The 322-nt window shown below is 64.3% G+C and carries 1 protein-coding gene; it reads left to right on the forward strand.

Annotation, left to right across the window (positions count from 1 at the left end):
* Positions 1 to 322, forward strand: a 322-nt coding sequence (locus tag GHO41_RS29620) for an OsmC family protein (RefSeq protein WP_178126634.1), incomplete at both ends; no start/stop codon positions are given.

Here is a 322-nt window from a genome sequence, read left to right on the forward strand (position 1 = left end):
GGCTGGGTGCAACGCCTCAGGAACTGCTGCTGGCCGGTATCGGCAACTGCCTCGCGGCCACTTACATCGGCGGCTTGTCGGCCTCCGGGGTCAAGGTCAACAGCCTGGTGCTGGACGTTTCCGGGCGGGTGGATTTCCGTGCCGCGTTTGGCGTAACCAGCGGCAACCCGGGCTTTGAAAGCATCCAGGTGCAGGTGCTGATTGATACCGAAGAATCCTCCGAGCGCGTCGACGCCTTGCTGGCCAAGCTGCTGCCAACCGCGCCGATCCCCGACACCATCATGCGTCCGGTGCCGCTGACGGTGGAGGTTCAACACACTGG

It is taken from the genome of Pseudomonas sp. FSL R10-0399 (assembly GCF_009600165.1).
Lineage (GTDB): Bacteria > Pseudomonadota > Gammaproteobacteria > Pseudomonadales > Pseudomonadaceae > Aquipseudomonas > Aquipseudomonas helleri.